The organism is Pedobacter sp. KBW01, assembly GCF_003852395.1.
In the GTDB taxonomy this organism is placed as follows: domain Bacteria; phylum Bacteroidota; class Bacteroidia; order Sphingobacteriales; family Sphingobacteriaceae; genus Pedobacter.
This window is the reverse complement of the sequence record NZ_QAJQ01000002.1, coordinates 254,233-270,731: the sequence shown is the minus strand read 5'-3', so window position 1 is coordinate 270,731 and position 16,499 is coordinate 254,233. Positions and strand designations below refer to the sequence as shown.

13 protein-coding genes are annotated in these 16,499 nt (G+C 37.9%); 7 read left to right on the top strand and 6 right to left on the bottom strand.

Annotation, left to right across the window (positions count from 1 at the left end):
• Positions 1-4: 4 nt before the first annotated feature.
• Both DBR40_RS02260 and DBR40_RS02255 read right to left on the bottom strand, forming a co-directional pair.
• A complete protein-coding gene (locus DBR40_RS02260; protein WP_124558178.1) occupies positions 5-2,380 on the bottom strand; it encodes a TonB-dependent receptor domain-containing protein in 2,376 nt (791 codons plus the stop codon).
• 108 nt (positions 2,381-2,488) lie between these two features.
• Positions 2,489-3,349, bottom strand: coding sequence for a helix-turn-helix domain-containing protein (locus tag DBR40_RS02255; RefSeq protein WP_158673978.1), 861 nt, complete (start codon positions 3,347-3,349; stop codon positions 2,489-2,491).
• A 398-nt stretch (positions 3,350-3,747) separates the two neighbouring features.
• Here DBR40_RS02255 and DBR40_RS02250 point away from each other — a divergent pair, with 398 nt between their 5' ends.
• Positions 3,748-4,887 (top strand): acyl-CoA dehydrogenase, encoded by a 1,140-nt coding sequence (locus DBR40_RS02250; protein ID WP_124558176.1) that lies wholly within the window; start codon positions 3,748-3,750, stop codon positions 4,885-4,887.
• A 53-nt stretch (positions 4,888-4,940) separates the two neighbouring features.
• On the opposite strand, the gene DBR40_RS02245 is transcribed toward DBR40_RS02250, so the two are convergent.
• Positions 4,941-5,288 (bottom strand): phage holin family protein, encoded by a 348-nt coding sequence (locus DBR40_RS02245; RefSeq protein ID WP_124558175.1) that lies wholly within the window; start codon positions 5,286-5,288, stop codon positions 4,941-4,943.
• Between the two features lie 18 nt (positions 5,289-5,306).
• Between DBR40_RS02245 and DBR40_RS02240 the strand changes: the two genes are divergently transcribed.
• The 5 genes from DBR40_RS02240 to DBR40_RS02220 all read left to right on the top strand — a co-directional run bounded on the left by DBR40_RS02240 (position 5,307) and on the right by DBR40_RS02220 (position 12,144).
• Positions 5,307-5,738 carry a hypothetical protein gene (locus tag DBR40_RS02240; RefSeq protein ID WP_124558174.1) on the top strand — a complete coding sequence of 144 codons (432 nt, stop codon included), beginning with the start codon at positions 5,307-5,309 and terminating at the stop codon, positions 5,736-5,738.
• A 121-nt stretch (positions 5,739-5,859) separates the two neighbouring features.
• A complete protein-coding gene (gene rimP / locus DBR40_RS02235; RefSeq protein WP_124558173.1) occupies positions 5,860-6,324 on the top strand; it encodes a ribosome assembly cofactor RimP in 465 nt (154 codons plus the stop codon).
• A gap of 2 nt (positions 6,325-6,326) precedes the next feature.
• The gene (gene nusA, locus DBR40_RS02230; RefSeq protein WP_124558172.1) at positions 6,327-7,571 is read left to right on the top strand and encodes a transcription termination factor NusA; all 1,245 of its coding nucleotides are present in this window, start codon (positions 6,327-6,329) and stop codon (positions 7,569-7,571) included.
• A 60-nt stretch (positions 7,572-7,631) separates the two neighbouring features.
• Positions 7,632-10,715 carry a translation initiation factor IF-2 gene (gene infB / locus DBR40_RS02225; protein ID WP_124558171.1) on the top strand — a complete coding sequence of 1,028 codons (3,084 nt, stop codon included), beginning with the start codon at positions 7,632-7,634 and terminating at the stop codon, positions 10,713-10,715.
• Between the two features lie 340 nt (positions 10,716-11,055).
• On the top strand, positions 11,056-12,144 hold the full coding sequence (locus DBR40_RS02220; protein WP_124558170.1) for an acyltransferase family protein: 1,089 nt from the start codon (positions 11,056-11,058) through the stop codon (positions 12,142-12,144).
• A gap of 1 nt (position 12,145) precedes the next feature.
• On the opposite strand, the gene DBR40_RS02215 is transcribed toward DBR40_RS02220, so the two are convergent.
• Entirely contained in the window at positions 12,146-13,153 is a 1,008-nt protein-coding gene (locus DBR40_RS02215; protein WP_124558169.1) for a glycosyltransferase family 2 protein, read from the bottom strand.
• A gap of 145 nt (positions 13,154-13,298) precedes the next feature.
• Here DBR40_RS02215 and DBR40_RS02210 point away from each other — a divergent pair, with 145 nt between their 5' ends.
• Positions 13,299-14,408, top strand: coding sequence for a glycosyltransferase (locus DBR40_RS02210; protein WP_124558168.1), 1,110 nt, complete (start codon positions 13,299-13,301; stop codon positions 14,406-14,408).
• Between the two features lie 50 nt (positions 14,409-14,458).
• Here DBR40_RS02210 and DBR40_RS02205 read toward each other — a convergent pair whose 3' ends face one another.
• Positions 14,459-15,577 (bottom strand): glycoside hydrolase family 99-like domain-containing protein, encoded by a 1,119-nt coding sequence (locus tag DBR40_RS02205; RefSeq protein WP_124558167.1) that lies wholly within the window; start codon positions 15,575-15,577, stop codon positions 14,459-14,461.
• 12 nt (positions 15,578-15,589) lie between these two features.
• Entirely contained in the window at positions 15,590-16,486 is an 897-nt protein-coding gene (locus DBR40_RS02200) for a glycosyltransferase (RefSeq protein ID WP_124558166.1), read from the bottom strand.
• Positions 16,487-16,499 lie beyond the last annotated feature (13 nt).

Sequence of the window (16,499 nt, the reverse complement as noted above, 5' to 3'; positions counted from 1 at the left end):
GCCATTAATTGGCTCTGTTTTCATCTTCGTTTTTTTTGTTTTCCTTGGCCTTGTAAGTTGAGCTGCCAAAATTATAAGTTAAGCTAAAGACCAATCGCCGGGCAGCATTATAATGATACATATCGTTGTTTATAATGTGTTTCTCTCTAAAAATGAGCCTTCTTTTAATGTTGTCAAAAGCATCGTAAAGTGTCATCTTCGTATTAAGCTTATTCTTTAGCCAGGTTTTTTGCAATCCAAAATCGACTCCATAAATAGGTGAGAAGATGTAAAGGCCGTTGCCGCTTTTCGATTCGTAAGTATAGCTCACATCAATTAACCAATCTTTTAAGGTAAAAACCTGACTGCCGTTAATCTTATAATCATAAACGGGTATTTGATAGATTTGCCCGAAGTAAGGGGTTAACTCTTTATTGTAATTAAAGGATACATTGTTATTCATCCGCCACCATTTGGTTACTGTTATTGGAGAACTGACCTGCAGGTTTGCGAAATTTCTGTACGGGAGGTTTCTGCCTAAAAAAATTAATTCATTTGTTTCGGGATTGTATTCGGGATAACGTGCCAAAACATCTGTTTCACGTCCGGCGTTTAATGAGATGTTGAGTGATTTTCTGCTGTAAGATAGCGCGAACAGGTTGGTTGTTGCAGGTTGCAGATAAGGATTTCCTATCCAATAATGGCGCGGACTATAATAAAAACGGAAAGGATTTAAAGCCGCAAAGGTTGGTCTTGTTAACCGTTTGCTATAGCTGAAACTAAGTTGTTCACTATTGTTAATTGTGTAGGTTAGATTAAGGCTTGGTAACCACTTCAAATACCTTCTTTCGGTAAGTATACCAGTTGTTACGGAATTTGCTACGGTAACAGTATGCTCGGTTCTTAAACCTAAGCTGTAACTTATTTTATCCAGTTGCCCGGTATAAAACAAGTAACCCGCTGCAATATGTTCGTGGTAACTAAATTGATTGCTGCGTTTGGGGTCTAAATTAAAGACAGCATTAGCCAGGGTATCGTAACGAAGGTTATTTTGAGTACTGTTGTAAGCATATTTGCCGCCAAATTCTAACTTTCCTTTACCTGTTTTTTGAATATAATCTGCTTGTAGGGTACGTATCAAAATATTGTTCCGTGAGTTTGTTTTCCAATAATTCACCAGCTCGTTTTTAAATATATTGCGGTTTTGAATATCCTCTGTTTGCCTATTGTCAATTTGAGCTAAGGTACTTATGATGTGTAGCTCGCTGTTTTTAAACTGGGCATTATAATTAAGACCGCCTGCATAATTACGTTGTTTAGGCCGCGCATCGTTGTCGCTTTTAACAAGATTAAGGGTATAATCTAAGTCAGGTGTCTGGGTAAGCAGTTGGTTACCTGATATGGCATTTCTGTTTACCTGGTTGGTACGTACAAAAGCTTCCAGGTTTTGCCCACTTTTTAATTCGTAAGTCACGGCCGCCTGTGCATTAAAATTCTGGTTAGCGGTAATGGTTCGCGTATCGGTAATCAGGGCATTGCTATTGGCCAGGTATTGTAGCGCGTAATATTGGTAATAAGTGCTTCCATAGGTGTGGCCAAGTTTAAAGTCGTAACTGAATCGAGGTGTTTTTAAAACCAGCGATAGATTATTATCGAGTAAACTGTAGTTGTTTTGCTGAAAACGGGTATTGTAAATCCCTCTTAAACCTAACGCAAGATTCCTTTTTAACCTGATGTCTATAATTCCTTGATATTCTCCATCATATTTGGATGAAGGCTGGTTAATCATTTCGATAGATTCGACCATATCTGGCGATAAGCTATTCAGGTAAGTCAAGACTTCATCATTACTCATGTTTATAGGTTTGCCATCAACAAATACAGTAGGAGTTGCTCTGCTAGCCATTTGTATTGTTCCATCCTGGCTAACCTGAAGTCCGGGAAGCTTTCTTAATACATCGAGCAAATTTGAAGCAGACTTGAAAAATGTATTGTTGGCAATACCGATTTTAATTTGTCCACTTTTCGTGCTGAAATTAGCTGTACCGCCCATAATGGTTACTTCCTGGAGCAGGTTGATGTCTTCGGGTATTAAAATATGGCCTAGTTCTAGTATTTCTGCACTATTTTCATTAATCAATAGTATTTTTTCCACCTTTTGATAACCCATCAACGTAATGGTTAAACTGTATTTACCTTTGGGTATACTGCTAAATCCAAAGAAACCGGCAGTGTCGCTACTGGCATATTTAATTAAAAGCGGGCTGCCTTGATCAGTCAGCATCAGGTTAGCTAAAGGCAGGCTTTGGCCGGTCTTGCTGTCAACCACCCGTCCCTTAATAATCTGTGCGCTTAAATATGAGCTGATAAATAAAAAGAGGCACAATAATATTGGTTTCATCTTCGTGTGTTGGGTTTTTATAATTTATGCCAAAACTAGAAGTGGATGAGGGAGAGGTGGTTTTGAATTTCAGATTTGGGAGTTCTGAATTATAAAACCGGACAGTGTTTAGTTTGATGAAGCAACAGATAGCTGTTCTTTATAAAGTGTTGGGGTTGTTTGTTTATGCTTTTTAAAAGCGGTGTAAAAAGTAGATTTGGCATTAAAGCCCACTTCGTAACCAATAGCCTCGAGTTTAATGCCTTTATCGTTGATGATCAGTTCGCAGGCCTCATCTATTCTAAATTCGTTAATGTAGGCTGCAAAGCTTTTTCCTAAATTATCGTTAAGTAACTGAGATAGCTGGTGGCTCGAAATATTGATTTTTTTGGCAAGGTCATTTAACTTGAGGTCCGGATTTTTGTAAAGTTCTTCCTCCAGAATAAGTTTTTGGAGTTTTTGGGTTAAGGCTTTGGCCTGCTCCGTAGCAATCTTTTTGTTGGCATACTTGGGTAAATCGGGGTTGCCAGATAAAATATTGCTGTTTTTTCTTTCGCTAACAAACAAGAAAAAATTTAGATAAAGAACCAGTGAGAAAAATAAGGCCCCACTAATACAGGGCCCGTTAAAAAAAGAGAAAATAGATAACTTAAATGCAGCCGGAACAATTATGTTACCTGCAAATACAGATAACAATAGCTTTTCGGTTATAGAAAGTTTGTCTCGTTTGGTAAATAAGGTAATAATAACACTTCTTAGCAACCAGGCTGATAATAAGATATAGATGGTAAATTGTGCAGAAACGACTGTTCCGATGTAATTTTCCCACATATCAGGTCGGTTATCATAAGGTGCTATTATGCCCGCAATTGTAATGGCCAAAAACCAAAACAGATAAACCCCTTTTTGGACCATTGTACTTTTCTGATCCGGTACCAATGCCGATTGAATGAAATAATAAAGCGAGGGCCCCACTAAGGCACTTCCCATAATGCCAATTTCGATGTAGAGACCAGGGAGAGTGGGATAGAAGTAAAAAATAAATGATTTGCCAATTTTTAAGCAGAGCGATAATAACAAAATTCCGAGGAGGTGTACAGAAACAGACTTCGGCTTTTTGAATAGCAACAAGTATCCACCAATGAGAAATGAATTGAATATGCCTAAAGCACTGAAAAAAAATAAAATTTGTTGCCCCAGGTTCATTTAACAAAAATAATAATCTTTCGTTAACGCCAGCTAGTCATAATAAATACTTTCATTTTAAATGCGATAATCTTTTGCAGGATTGTTAAGTATTATCCAGCAAAATAAAATACTATGCAGCCATAGTATTTCTGATCTATAAATCATACATTTGATTTACTAACCTTTTATACATAATTGTTATGCATTTTGAATTAAGTGAAGAACAGATCATGATACAGCAAGCTGCGCGCGATTTTGCCCAGCATGAATTAAAACCTGGAGTTATTGAAAGAGACGAGCATCAGAAATTTCCGGCCGAGCAGGTGAAGAAATTGGGTGAACTCGGCTTTCTGGGAATGATGGTTGATCCAAAATACAATGGCAGCGGTTTGGATGCCATTTCTTATGTTTTGGTAATGGAAGAGCTATCTAAAATAGATGCCTCGGCTTCTGTTGTTGTTTCGGTAAACAACTCGCTGGTGTGTTACGGTTTAGAGGCTTATGGAAGTGAGGCACAAAAGGAGAAATATTTAAAACCACTTGCTGCCGGCGAAAAAATCGGGGCTTTCTGCCTGTCAGAACCCGAAGCTGGATCTGATGCCACCTCACAGCGAACTACAGCCGAAGATAAAGGCGATTACTATTTACTTAACGGTACCAAAAACTGGATTACCAATGGTAGTACTGCTTCAACTTATCTGGTTATCGCACAAACTCATTCTGAATTAAGGCACAAAGGAATAAATGCCTTTATTGTTGAAAAAGGGATGGAGGGCTTCACCGTTGGGCCAAAAGAAAATAAACTGGGTATTCGCGGGTCTGATACACATTCGTTAATGTTTAATGATGTTAAGGTACCCAAAGAAAACAGGATTGGTGAGGATGGCTTTGGTTTTACCTTTGCCATGAAAACCCTCGAGGGTGGGCGTATTGGTATAGCTGCCCAGGCGCTGGGGATTGCGCAGGGTGCTTTTGAGCTGGCTACGCAATATGCAAAAGAGCGCAAAACCTTCGGTAAACCGATTTCAGAGCATCAGGCTATTGCTTTTAAGCTGGCCGATATGGCTACACAGATTGAGGCTGCCCGTTTATTGGTATATAAGGCCGCCTGGTTAAAAAGCCAGGGACTTCCGTATACACAGGCTGGCTCGATGGCTAAATTATATGCTTCGAAAGTGGCTATGGATGTAACCATAGAGGCGGTCCAGGTGCATGGTGGTTACGGTTTTGTAAAAGAATACCATGTAGAGCGTTTAATGCGCGATGCAAAAATTACCCAGATTTACGAAGGAACATCTGAAATACAAAAGATGGTGATCTCGAGAGAGGTGATTAGATAGTTCATGGTTATCAGTTGGCAGCTCGAATTGCAAACTGCCAACTGAAAACTGAACTATTCTTTCTCTCCCACAATAGCGCCAAAAACTGCTTTCAGCAGGGCTACAATTATTGCCAGAAAAGCTGCGGAGATAAAACCCGAGGTATTAAAAGAAGTCATCATGTTATCAACCAATAATACCATTAATACGGTGATGATAAACGAAACCAGGCCCAGGGTAAGGAAATTAATCGGAAAGGTTAATAGCCTTAAAATAAAGCCAATTGTAGCGTTGGCCAGGGCAATTAAAATGGAGGCAATAATGGCACTGCCATAGCTATCAATATGTACACCAGGTACTAAGAATCTGGCGCCGATAAAAAAGGCCAGCCCTGTTAATAGTATTTCGATAATAAATCTCATAATTGTTTATTTTTGTGAATGTTAAAGTACTTTTTTAAATATTTAGTCTTGTTTATCGTCGTGTTTTTGGCGATTTCCTGTTCGAATACAAACAACAGGCCAATTATTCAGTTTTCTGGCGATAGTACTTCAATAATAATTAAAAATATTGATGAGGCCAGCCTTTTGCAGGTTAAAAATGCCTATCGGGCTAATGCAGATACAGTTAATATGGTTACAGTGTTACTTAAGCCGGGGGAGCTGGACAGTGTACAAGACGAGCTTGAAGTACCCGGAAAAATTAACATTGCCGGCGATTCGCTTGTTTTTAATCCCGATAGCTCATTTGTTAAAGGTAACACCTATGTGGTAGAAAGTTACATCGGCGTAAAATTTGCCACGGTGGGTAATCTGATCTCAGGTAATGCAAAACAGAACTTACAGGCACAGCGACAAACACTTAGGCGGTAATAATCAGCATAATAATTGCTGCAGGTGTTTGATTTTGTCTAAAAAATTACTACATTTGCATCGTAATCGAAGAAAAGAGAAGGGGACAGTGTCCCCTTTTTCTATGAAATCAGGTTAAAATATGCAGGTAGAAAAGAGAGTTGCAGCCCTCGTAGAGGAAAAAATTGCCGATCGTCCAGAGTTGTTTCTGGTTGATGTGAAAATGTTGCCAAACAATAAATTAATTATCCATGTTGATGGCGATGAAGGCATTAGCATACAGGATTGCGTGGCTATTAGCAGGCACGTTGGTTTTCATCTCGAAGAAGAAAACGCAATAGAGCAGGCTTATAATTTAGAAGTTTCTTCGCCGGGTGTTGGCGAGCCATTAAGGCTTGTTCGCCAATACAGCAAAAATGTTGGCCGTACTTTAGGTATTAAGTTAAAAGATGGCCTGAAAAAAGAAGGTAAACTGCTGGCAGTTACAGAAAATGATTTGCTGATTGAAGAATCGGTAAAAGAAAAAGGGAAAAAGGCGGTAGCGGTTCAAACAACTGTTCCGTTTAATGATATATTAGAAACAAGTGTGTTAATTTCATTTAAGTAAGAATGAGTACTACAACAATTAATTTGATCGACTCTTTTCAAGAGTTCAAAGATTTCAAAAATATAGATCGCCCTACGGTGATCAGTGTGCTGGAAGAGGTTTTTCGTAGCATGTTGCGTAAAAAATACGGAACAGATGAAAACTGTGATGTAATTGTGAACCCGGATAACGGGGATTTGGAGATCTGGAGAACAAGGAAAGTAATGGAAGATGGCTTTTCTGAGGATGATGATTTAGAAATCGAACTTGCTGATGTACACAAACTTGATCCGACTTTAGAAGTTGGTGATGATTATATCGAGCAAATTACTTTAGAAAGTTTCGGTCGTAGGGCAATTTTAGCAGCACGCCAAACACTCGTTTCTAAAGTATTGGAGTTAGAGAAAGATGAAATTTTCAAAAAATATAAAGATCGCGTTGGTGAAATTGTAACCGGCGAGGTTTATCAGGTTTGGAAAAAAGAAACTTTGGTTTTAGATGATGAAGGTAACGAACTTTTAATGCCTAAAACAGAGCAGATTCCAGCTGATTATTTCAAAAAAGGCGATTCTGTAAAAGCAGTAATCTCTAAAGTGGAAATGATCAATGCCAATCCGAAAATTATCATTTCGAGAACTGCGCCTGAGTTTTTACAGCGCTTGTTCGAGCTTGAAGTACCTGAGATTTTTGATGGTTTAATTACCGTTAAGAAAATTGTTCGCGAACCAGGAGAGCGTGCTAAAGTTGCGGTAGAATCGTACGATGACCGTATTGATCCGGTTGGAGCATGTGTGGGTATGAAAGGATCGCGTATCCATGGTATCGTTCGCGAACTGAAAAACGAAAATATTGATGTGATTAACTTCACAAATAACATCTCATTATATATTACCCGTGCTTTAAGCCCGGCTAAAATCACATCTATTAAATTGGATGACGAAACCAAACATGCATCGGTTTACTTAAAACCAGATCAGGTTTCATTGGCAATCGGACGTGGCGGACATAACATTAAACTGGCTGGTAAATTAACCGGTTACGAAATTGATGTTTACCGCGAAGCTGGAGAAGAAAGCGACGAGGATGTGGATTTAGAAGAATTCTCAGATGAGATTGATAGCTGGATTATTGATGAATTAAAGGCTATCGGGTGCGATACTGCTAAGAGTGTTTTAGCACTTACAGTAGAAGATTTGGTAAAACGCACCGACTTAGAAGAAGAAACCATTAAAGAAGTGGTTCAGATTTTACAGTCAGAATTTGAATAAGTGGTGTAATTGCCAAATAAACACTACTTTTGTTTTATTATAAAAAATAACAGGAGCTAAATGTCAGACGACAAACCAATCATTTTAATTAAAGCTATTAAAGAACTTAATATAGGCATGAGTACGGCCGTTGAGTTTTTAAACAAAAAGGGATTCTCTGCCGAGAAGAGCCCTATGTTTAAACTTACGGGTGAGATGTATAATGCCTTATTGAAAGAGTATCAGGGAGATAAGATCGTAAGAGAAGAAGCCAAACAAATAGTGATTGGTAAAATACGTCGCGACGAGCCTGAAACTGAGAAGCCAGTAGAAGCGCCGAAGAAAAATACCGATTTTGAGAAAAATGAAGAGATTTTAATCAAAAATGCTCAGTCATTTACTCCTCCGGTAGAAAAACCAAAGGTGGTTGAAACACCTAAAGTAGAAACTCCGGCACCAACCCCTGCGGCAGCAGCGCCGGTTGCAGCACCAAAAGCTGAAGAAAAAGCTGATGAAAGCGCTTTACCAGGTGTTAAAATTGTAGGAAAGATCGATTTAAGCGATCTTAATTCAAAAACACGTCCGGTTAAGAAAGAAGAAACTCCTGCACCAGCAGCTCCGGTAGCAGCCGCACCAGTTGCAAAAGCACCAGAGCCAGTTAAACCGGTAGAACAACCTAAAGCAGAAGAAAAACCAGTAGAGGTTAAGAAGGAAGAAACTCCAGCTCCTGCACCAGCAGCTCCGGTAGCGGCAGCACCAGTTGCAAAAGCACCAGAGCCAGTTAAACCGATAGAACAACCGAAGGCAGAAGAAAAACCAGTAGATACTAAACCTGTAAGCAACGAGCCCGAAGTAATTAAGGCGCGTACGGTTAAATTAACTGGTCCGAATATTATTGGTAAAATTGTTTTACCAACTACGCCAGATCGCAGAAACGGTCCGGTAGCTTCATCTAGCGATAGTGAAGCAGCTAAACGTAAGCGTAAGCGCAAAAAAACTCCTGGAGCACCAGGTCAGCCAGGCCAACCTGGTGGTCATGGTCAGCAAGGACAAAATAATCCTGCAGGTCAGGGTGGGGCACCGGGTCAACCTCGTCAGCCTTATCAAGGCAACAGGCCAGGTGGCGGTACACCATACCAGGGTAACAGACCAGCCGGACAAGGCGGTACTCCTTACCAGGGTAATAGAAATAACAACAGACCAGGTTTCCAGAATAGAAATGCTGCACCAAGCGGACCTAAAGAAGAACCTACAGAGAAAGAGATTCAAGATCAGATTAAAGCCACACTTGCCCGTTTAAGTGGAGCAGGTAAATCTGGTAAGTTTGCACAACGCGCCAAGTTACGTCGTCAGAAACGTGATGATGTGGCCAGTAACGCTGAAGAAGCAGCAAACGAGCTTGAATCGCAATCGAAAATATTAAAAGTAACAGAATTTGTTACGGCGAATGAGCTGGCGAACATGATGGATGTACCGGTAACCAAAATTATTGGTACCTGTATGAGCTTGGGTATGTTCGTTTCCATTAACCAGCGTTTAGATGCTGAAACCTTAACCATTGTTGCCGATGAGTTTGGTTACGAAATTCAATTCGTTAAACCAGATGAAGAAGAAGATAATGTAATTGAGGAAGAAGATAACGAAGAAGATTTAATCGAAAGAGCTCCGGTTGTTACGATTATGGGTCACGTCGATCACGGTAAAACCTCATTGCTGGATTATATCCGTAAAGCGAATGTGGTAGCTGGTGAGGCGGGTGGTATTACCCAGCACATTGGTGCTTACATGGTAACTACCCCTTCTGGTAAAAAAGTAACTTTCTTAGATACACCAGGTCACGAGGCCTTTACCGCGATGCGTGCACGTGGTGCTAAGGCTGCAGATATTGCCATTATTGTTATTGCTGCGGATGATGCAGTGATGCCTCAAACAAAAGAGGCGATTAACCATGCACAGGCAGCGGGTGTGCCATTGGTATTTGCTTTTACCAAAATTGATAAACCAGGTGCAAACGGAGATAAGGTACGTGAGCAGTTATCGGTAATGAATATTTTGGTTGAAGACTGGGGGGGTAAATATCAATCGCAGGAAATTTCGAGCAAAAGCGGCTTAAATGTAGACTTACTTTTAGATAAAGTATTATTAGAAGCTGAGTTATTAGAACTGAAAGCCAATCCGAACAAACGTGCTACAGGTACGGTAATCGAATCGGCATTAGATAAAGGACGTGGTATTGTAACTACAGTACTGGTTCAGGGTGGTACTTTAAAAGTTGGAGATCCAATTTTAGCAGGTAGTTACAGCGGACGTGTAAAAGCGTTAACCAATGAGCGCGGTGCTAAAGTAGATTCGGCAGGTCCATCACAACCGGTACAGGTTTTGGGTATGCAGGGCGCACCTACAGCTGGCGACAGGTTTAATGCCTTAGAAAGCGAAACTGAAGCCCGTGATATTGCAAACAAACGGATGCAGTTACAACGCGAACAAGGCTTACGTACGCAGAAACACATTACTTTGGATGAGATCGGTCGTCGTTTGGCAATCGGTAACTTTAAAGAGCTTAACATCATCGTTAAGGGTGACGTGGATGGTTCTATCGAGGCCTTAGCAGACTCATTGTTGAAACTATCAACTGAGCAGATCCAGATTAATATCATTAGTAAAGGTGTTGGTCAGATTTCAGAATCTGATGTATTGTTGGCTTCGGCTTCGGATGCGATTATTATCGGTTTCCAGGTTCGCCCATCAACAGGTGCACGTAAATTAGCTGAAGCAGAGCAAATCGATATCCGTTTATATTCTATCATTTACGATGCAATCAACGAGATTAAATCGGCAATGGAAGGTATGTTAGATCCGGAATTTGAAGAGAAAATTGTGGCTAACGTTGAGATCCGCGAAACATTCAAAATCACTAAAGTGGGTACCATTGCAGGTTGTATGGTATTGGATGGTAAGATTACCCGTAACAGCAAAATCCGTATCGTTAGAGATGGCGTTGTAGTTTACACAGGAGAGCTTGCATCATTAAAACGCTTTAAAGATGATGTGAAAGAGGTGAACAAAGGTTATGAATGTGGTTTAAACATCCAGAACTTTAATAACATCGAAGTTGGCGATATCGTTGAAGCTTACGAACAAGTAGAAGTAGCGAGAAAGCTGTAATTAGTTTTCTGTCAAAATAAAAGCAAGGGCATCAATAATATTGATGCCCTTTTTTGTCGCGGAGAGCAATTGGTTGTTCTTTTTAAAAATCTGATTGAATAATTATCTGATGAATCGGAATATTGTAGAGTCCTGCAATTTTATCCAGTTGTGATATGACAAAATCTACTTCGTTATTTTTAAGAAGAGGAACTACTCCGGCAAATATGATTAAGAAGGGATACAGAAAGCAATATCTACAACTGTAATATTTTACGTACATAAATGTTAAAAGGGTTCATAATTAATTCTGAACCCTTTTTTTAACGGATATTTGCCGATTCATCTACCAAAACATTTAATGGATATCGAACTAAAGAAAGAAACTGCGGCTGTAAAAAAGAATTTTGATTTCGTTAATACCATCCGGTGTATCTCTATGATGGGTATTGTATTTGAGCACAGCCACATTGTTCAGGCTCCTATGTATAATACCATTGGGGATACGATTGTGGAAGCAGGCGTTATACAGTTTTTTAAGTTCTCTACAGTAGCCTTTTTTTTGATAGGTGGTTTCCTGATAAACCATAAATTTCAAGAGTATTCAGCAGTCCAATATCTAAAAAATAGGTTCAAAAATACAGTAAGCCCTTGGCTTTTCTGGATGTTTGTTTTTATTGCCATTACAATGCTGGATAGGTGCGTTGCTTTTTTTAAAGGAAGTGATGGTGGCTTAATGTTTACAAATTTCTGGGCTTATATCTCAGATTTTGTTTACCGGGTATTGTTCTTTAGCCCGTACTGGTTTATTCTTAATTTTTTAATCTGTATTACCTTATTGCTGGTGTTTAAAAAATATCTTTATAAGTATTGGCTTGGGGTATTTTTTGGTTTAATTTCACTTGTGTATAGTGTAAATTTATATTTTAAATGGTTCGAAACTACGCATACTTCTGCCCTTTTTGGTTTTGTATTCTATCTGTGGCTTGGGGTATATTTAAACAGATATTATGCAGAGGTAAAGAAGTTTGTAAAAGAAACACCGTGGTTAATCTGGATATTTTGTTTAGTAATAACTTTTGCGCTGGGCATTGGAGAATCTGTAATCCTTATTAAATTAGGAAGTAAAGATGCTTACAATACGCTTCGTATAACAAATATTATTTATTCGTTTGTAGCCTTTGGAGTTTTACTTAAAATAGGAAACATTAAAATCCTTAATCGCCTTAAGCCCAGGGAAACGACATTTGGAATATATTTATTACACAGTATCGTAATAGAAAGGCTTTTACCCCTGATTTTTCAACCTTTGAAATTAGATGTGGAACATTATAATGTTTACGAAAACACAGGGTTGCTAGTCTTTAGATTTTTAATAGCCTATTCTATCAGCTATTTGTTATCTGCAGTACTTATCAAAACCAGAATGAAATGGACTGTTGGGCAGTAATCTAGTCTAAAATTTGTTTAAGACTGTTTTTTGCTGCCCTTCTAAATTTCTTAAAATTAAAATAGTTCCTTTCGAATATCTCAGTTTTAAAGTACCATTTTAAGTTCAGACCATTAATTTGGTCAGATATTAAAATCTCCATCCATTTATTAAACAGAAAACGATTAAATCGTTCTGGGTTATATCTTTTAGAAATATTGTTAGCTAATTTAAGCTCATGGAACAGGTTTAAATAATCACCTAAGTGTGTTTTACTGAGACTCCAGTTGAACAATTCAACATGTAAATTAATCCACTTTGCATGATTTGTTAAGCCAATATGTTCTTGCATACTACTGATAATTTTTCTCTCATTTGCAAGTCTTATATCTAGGTTTAATGAAGAGGTATTATTGCTATGGATACGATAATCGACAAGTGTTTCATCCAGGTTTGCAACTTGATACTTCTCTGCCATTCGTATAAAAAGGTCAAAATCTTCGGATATTGTATAGTTTTGGTAACCCCCAAGTTCGATAAAAACATTGGTTTTAAACATCGTTGTAGAATTAACGAAAGGATTTCCGAACAACATAAATAAATCAACCGTATTATCTATCGGTACCATTAATTTTGTTCCTGTTTTTTCGCTATGCTCATTAATTATCGCTGCATGACCACCACATAGTACCACATCTGGGTTAGCCAGAAGATACTTGTACTGAAGTTCAAGTCTATTGGGATAAGCAATGTCATCTGCATCCAGTATTGCAATATATTCACCCTTTGCCAACGTTAACAAGAGGTTTCTGGTATAAATCAAACCTTTATTACTTTCATTCTGTATCAGTCTGATTCTTTCATCATTAAATGATTTAGCAATCGAAACAGTATCGTCAGTAGAACCATCATCTACGACAATCAATTCAAAATCAGGGAAACTTTGGATTAATATGCTATTTATGGAATGTTTGATAAAATCTGCCTGATTGTAAGCAGCCATAAATACAGTTATTTTTGGATGTCCCATTATTTGCAAAATAGATAAATTTGAACTTAAGTAATTAGTTCCAAATATACCAACAAACTAGTGTGGTGTAAATGCAATTACATTATTTATGCTTTAATTTGCATATCCTGTAAAAAAATAAGGTTACTTTCATATCGGAGATTAGATGAAGAAAATATTGTTTATAACGCATAACCTAGGTAGAACAGGTTCAGAAATGTTGCTTTGGTACTCTTTAACCAATTTAAACAAAGAGAAGTTTATGCCCCTTTTATTTACCAAAGATAAAGGTGTACTCATTGATGAACTGCCTGGTGAAATTAAACATTTCCTGCCCTATAAAAAAAATCCGAAAAGATCTTTAAGGCTTTTGAGGTCTATTTTAAAGATCTTTAAAATAGATTCTTTAGCATATCAGCTAAGCCAGATACATAAAAAAAACAAAGTGGATTTTTGGTATGTAAACACGATTGTAATTCCTGAGGTTTATCCAATAGCGAAGAAATTGGGGGTTAAAGTGATCACGCATGCGCATGAGTTACCATTAGCTTATAACTTTGTTTCTTATACAGATTTAGAAACAATTGTATCTTCATCAGCAGCTTTAATTGGCTGCTCGGAAGCTGTATGTGAAAAGATTACTAATATGGGTAGGCCTGATGTGAATTTGCTGTATGGATTTATCGATAAATCTAAAATAGTTTGTACAAAAACTGCTGAAGAAGTAAAGGCAAATACTGGTTTTAAGGATCAGGATTTTGTTTGGGCAATTTCTGGTAAAACATCTTTGATAAAAGGGGTTGATTTTTTGGTTTTGTTACTCCAGGAACTTCCAGATAATATTAAAATTATCTGGATTGGTGGAGAGGAAAATACGGGAATATACTATTATGCTAAAAAGGCTGTCGAAAATAAATACCCCGGTAGAGTTAAATTTTTAGGTGCACAAAGTACAGAATACTACAATTATCTTAATTCTGCCGATGGCTTTTTATTATTGTCCAGGGAAGATTCATTTCCATTGGTAATGTTAGAAGCGGCATCGCTGGGCAAGCCAATTGTGGGCTTTAATTCTGGAGGAATTAGCGAATTTGTAAAAGAGGGTACCGGGATTGTTGTAGATTCCTGGAGGGCAAAAGATTTAGCGGCAGCCATGATGGCGGTTAAAAACAATCCTGAAAGGTTTAACGTCGAAGAAATAAAGCGGCAAGCATCTGGTTATGAAGTAAAAAAACAGGTGTCGATTTTGGAGAATATACTGGATAGTGTAAATTAATATTATCCCCCGATCGATCGCCGGTCTTTTTACATCATTAGGTTTTCGGATTATGCTGATTCCAGTCCGTTTTTTAACGCCTGTAAATAACGGTGACCATATTGCTGATCGGGCTCTAAGTGGCAGCCTTCTGCCCATTCATTCCAGGCGTTTACAAAAAATAAGCGCTCTTCTCCGTTAAAATGTTCATTGGTATATTGGGCTGTTTTTGTAACCCATTCCTGAAATTTCTCAGGGCTTGAGTTTACAAAAACGGTTGCATCTTTGGCCCTTCTTGCCGAATTATCCCAGCTCGGAAAAACTGAACGGAAGTATTTATACGGTTTGGGTGCTTTTTTTTCCATTTTATCAACCATTTCTTCATAGTCGAATACTTTATTGGCAAGCAGTCCATTCTCTTTTATAGCGGTTTTATGAAGTAGCTTCCTGAAAAAATGATTAATCGGTTCTTTTTTACTGTATTTCTGTAAAGGGATTGAAAAATCTGGGGCAAATTCCATACTGGCATCAAAATCATGGCCTTTAGGATCGAAATCTCTCTTGAAATTTTCTACCCTGATCAGATAGAGGTCTTCAAAACCAGCTTTTTTTGCTTCCTCGCGCCATATTTTTACGGCCTCGTTGATATTTGGATGAAGTTCTGACCGATACATCAGATAAACAGGCTTACCATCAATTTTGATATATCTCTCATCCTTAAAAAATGGCATTAGGTATTGGATATGTTCAAGGTCGTCTTTTAAGTCATATTCCTGCTTAATTAAAACATCTGCCTCCAACCCATCCCACCGTCTGGTCCAGTTTTCATTCGCCCAACATAAACAAAAAGGGAAATCAGGTTTTTTAGATTTTAACATTTGTTCCAATGGGTTTTCCATTAAAAGTTTTCCATTAAACCAGTAGTGGTAAAAACAGAAACCATAAACGCCATAAGCTTCTGCGAGGACCGCCTGCTCAATCATGGTGTCCAATAATCTAAGATCATAAAAGCCTAAATCAGTTGGCAAATGGGGCTGATAATGTCCTTTAAATTTTGGTTTCGATTTGGTAACATTTGTCCATTCTGTAAAACCTTTTCCCCACCATTCGTCGTTTTCCTTAAAAGGATGGAATTGTGGCAGGTAAAGGGCTATGGCCTTCAGGTTATTTTTGCTGGTAGAATTTTGCATAAACTGTTGATGTTAATATCCCATTTTTAAAGCGAAATTAAATCGGCTGATAAGATTTCTCTTTTTTAAATCGGGGAAATAATATGGATAATTTCTGATCATTTGAGTGATCAGAAACGTATTGTATCTGCTCTTTTTTGTAAAGCTATTATATAATTCAGTAATAAGATGTTTATCTTCTGTACTAAGGTTCGCGTAATCTTTTAAAATTTCAAGGTTTTTTGTTTTTTCCAAAAAACGAGCCTCATTTTGTTTACTGGAATTAGCCTGTTCCTCTTTATTCATTACAGAACTGCTGTGAATTCTGTGCCGTGTTAAATTGCTATTTAAATAGGCTATTTTTTGATGGTAAAGAGCAATGAAGCCCATCCACCAATCGTAGTAACCTTCATTAGGAATTGGTAATATATAGGTAATAAAGATGCGTTTAAAAAGGACAGTATGACCAGTAACAAAGTTATAAAAAAGTAAACTCCTGAAATCTCTCTTACCAAGTTCAGAAGTTTGCTGAAGCAGGGTTTTATTTAAATCATTATTATTTTCATCTACAAATACCGAATTAGAAAAAATGAGCCAGTTTTCGCCAATGTGGTTAAGCAAGAGTTCCAGTTTATTTAATTCCCATATATCATCCTGGTCACTGATTGCAATGTAATCGCCAGTGGTTAGTGTTATTGCTTTTTCAAAATTCTTGTTAAAACCGAGATTTTGCTTGTTTTGATATAATTTGATTTGAGGGTAAGATTTTTCAAAGGTTTTTACAATATCTATGGTGTCATCCGTAGAACTGTCATCGACTATAATAACCTCAATGTTTTTATAGGTTTGGTTTAAGATGCTTGTTAACTGCTGATGCAGGTATTTAGCTCCGTTGTATGTGCATAGCGCTATCGAAATTAGAGGTTGCATCGGCAGAAAAAGA

What these genes read in the sequence shown, in the direction of transcription:
- DBR40_RS02260 (WP_124558178.1), bottom strand. Translation starts at nt 2,380, where the DNA reads ATGAAACCAATATTATTGTGCCTCTTTTTATTTATCAGCTCATATTTA.
- DBR40_RS02255 (WP_158673978.1), bottom strand. Translation starts at nt 3,349, where the DNA reads ATGGGAAGTGCCTTAGTGGGGCCCTCGCTTTATTATTTCATTCAATCG.
- DBR40_RS02200 (WP_124558166.1), bottom strand. Translation starts at nt 16,486, where the DNA reads ATGCAACCTCTAATTTCGATAGCGCTATGCACATACAACGGAGCTAAA.
- DBR40_RS02210 (WP_124558168.1), top strand. Translation starts at nt 13,299, where the DNA reads ATGAAGAAAATATTGTTTATAACGCATAACCTAGGTAGAACAGGTTCA.
- DBR40_RS02240 (WP_124558174.1), top strand. Translation starts at nt 5,307, where the DNA reads ATGTTAAAGTACTTTTTTAAATATTTAGTCTTGTTTATCGTCGTGTTT.
- DBR40_RS02250 (WP_124558176.1), top strand. Translation starts at nt 3,748, where the DNA reads ATGCATTTTGAATTAAGTGAAGAACAGATCATGATACAGCAAGCTGCG.
- DBR40_RS02220 (WP_124558170.1), top strand. Translation starts at nt 11,056, where the DNA reads ATGGATATCGAACTAAAGAAAGAAACTGCGGCTGTAAAAAAGAATTTT.
- DBR40_RS02215 (WP_124558169.1), bottom strand. Translation starts at nt 13,153, where the DNA reads ATGGGACATCCAAAAATAACTGTATTTATGGCTGCTTACAATCAGGCA.
- rimP (WP_124558173.1), top strand. Translation starts at nt 5,860, where the DNA reads ATGCAGGTAGAAAAGAGAGTTGCAGCCCTCGTAGAGGAAAAAATTGCC.
- nusA (WP_124558172.1), top strand. Translation starts at nt 6,327, where the DNA reads ATGAGTACTACAACAATTAATTTGATCGACTCTTTTCAAGAGTTCAAA.
- DBR40_RS02245 (WP_124558175.1), bottom strand. Translation starts at nt 5,288, where the DNA reads ATGAGATTTATTATCGAAATACTATTAACAGGGCTGGCCTTTTTTATC.
- infB (WP_124558171.1), top strand. Translation starts at nt 7,632, where the DNA reads ATGTCAGACGACAAACCAATCATTTTAATTAAAGCTATTAAAGAACTT.
- DBR40_RS02205 (WP_124558167.1), bottom strand. Translation starts at nt 15,577, where the DNA reads ATGCAAAATTCTACCAGCAAAAATAACCTGAAGGCCATAGCCCTTTAC.